This window comes from Streptomyces niveiscabiei, from assembly GCF_001419795.1.
GTDB lineage: Bacteria > Actinomycetota > Actinomycetes > Streptomycetales > Streptomycetaceae > Streptomyces > Streptomyces niveiscabiei.
In genome coordinates, this window is sequence record NZ_LIRL01000905.1 from 1 (window position 1) to 1,918 (window position 1,918).

The 1,918-nt window shown below is 72.8% G+C and carries 2 protein-coding genes; one reads left to right on the forward strand and one right to left on the reverse strand.

Annotation, left to right across the window (positions count from 1 at the left end; genetic code table 11):
* A partial coding sequence (locus AOK24_RS36665) for a hypothetical protein (RefSeq protein WP_055724276.1) occupies positions 1-1,274 on the forward strand: 1,274 nt, incomplete at its 5' end.
* A 68-nt stretch (positions 1,275-1,342) separates the two neighbouring features.
* Here the strand turns inward: AOK24_RS36665 and AOK24_RS36670 are convergent.
* Positions 1,343-1,732 (reverse strand): cold-shock protein, encoded by a 390-nt coding sequence (locus AOK24_RS36670; protein ID WP_055724277.1) that lies wholly within the window; start codon positions 1,730-1,732, stop codon positions 1,343-1,345.
* Positions 1,733-1,918 lie beyond the last annotated feature (186 nt).

Below are 1,918 nucleotides of genomic sequence, written 5' to 3' on the forward strand. Positions count from 1 at the left end.
CCCCGGCCCCCACCCGCCTGACCGGCACCCTCGCCGACGGCGCCACCTGGATCGCCGACGTCCCCGCCGCCTGGAACGGCACCCTGCTGATCTTCAGCCACGGCTTCAGCGGGCTCGTCGCCCGCAACGCCCCCTCCGAGGCCGTCCGCCTCGACCTCCTCGCGCGCGGGTACGCCCTCGCGGGATCGTCGTACGACCCGAACGGCTCGATGTGGGCCCTGGAGAGCGCGGAACGCGACCAGTTCCAGACGATCGACGCCGTCACCGCCGAGATCGGCCGTCCCACGCGCGTGCTCGGCGTCGGCCAGTCCATGGGCGGCCTCGTCAACGCCCAGATGGCCCGCGACGGCGCCGGACGCATCGACGGCGCCCTCGGCCTGTGCAGCCTGGTCGCCGGCGCCACCGACCTCGACAACTATCAGCTCGACGCCGAGTACACGATCGCGCGCCTCCTGCTGCCCGGCGAGGACGTGAAACTCGTCCGCTTCACCTCCGCCGCCGAGGCCGCCACCACCGCCCAGCGCCTCACCGACGCCGTCAACGCCGCCCAGAAGACCCCCGAGGGCCGCGCACGCGTCGCCCTCGCCGCCGCCTTCCTCAACCTCCCCGCCTGGGCACCCGGCGAGGACAAGCCCGCCCCCACCGACTGGGCCGCCCAGCAGGAGCAGCAGTACGCCTGGTTCGCCCAGGGCATCCTCGCGTTCGTCGAAGGAGGCCGCTACGCCGTCGAGCAGTCCGTGGGCGGCAACAACTCCTGGACCAAGGGCGTCCGCTACGACCGGCTGCTCGCCGGCTCCGTCCACGCACCCCAGGTCCGCGCCCTCTACCGGGCCGCCGGACTCGACCTGCGCGCCGACCTAGCCCACCTCACCGCGGGCGCGGACATCACCGCCGACCCGGCCGCCGTCCGCACCGCCGCCCGCACCTCGTCGGCCGGCCAGAGCCTCGCCGTACCGCTGCTGAACGTGCACACGATCGCCGACAACCTCGTCCCCGTCGAACAGGAGAGCCGCTTCGGCGCGCGCGTACGCGCGGCGGGCGACGGCGCGCTGCTGCGCGAGGCGTACGTCGACCGGCAGGGGCACTGCGCCTTCACCACCGCGGAGACCGTGGCCGCCCTGCACGCGCTGGAGGACCGCGTGGACAGCGGCCGTTGGGGCGCCTCCGCGACCGCCGCCGCGCTCCAGACCTCGGCCACCGCCCTCGGCCTCGACGGCGCCGCCTACCTTCCCTACCGGCCCGCCCCGCTGACGGTCGGCCGGGACCGCCACTGACGGACAGGGCCCGGACATGGCTGAGGGGCGGGCGATGAGATCATCGCCCGCCCCTCATGCCTGCCGGATCAGCCCTCGACCCAGCCGTGATGCTTGGCGAACTGGGCGAGGCCCTGACGCACCTGGAGGATCTGCTCGCCCGTGAGCGAAGGCGCGGAGGACAGCAGCGTCTCCGTCACCTCCCGGGTGAACTCCTCGGTGTTCAGGACGTCGCACAGGACGTCGTCGTCCGGCGTCAGCGGCTTCCCGTCCGCGCCGCGTGCGAGCCGCACGTCGGACGCCTTCGGACCGCGTTCGCCGTCCTCGATCTCGAACTCCACGGCAACGCCGCGGCGGATCTGCGATTCAGGCATCAACATGTCGTTGACGTGCAGGAAGACATCTTCCCCGCCGTCGTCGGGAGCAATGAATCCATAACCCCGCGCGCTGTCGAAGCGCACCACACGACCGGCAACCATCCCGACCCCCAACAGCCTCGAAACACCCACTCCGGTGAACTTGTGGCAGATCGTAACCAAGGCGGGCCCCTGAGGGCGACTCCCGGGCGTTCACCCTCCGCGATACGCGGTGGTCGACGACCCGGTCACGCTCTGCCCGGCGGGAAACGGATCGCCCCGCCACCCGTCAAGCGTACGGCCCCCACC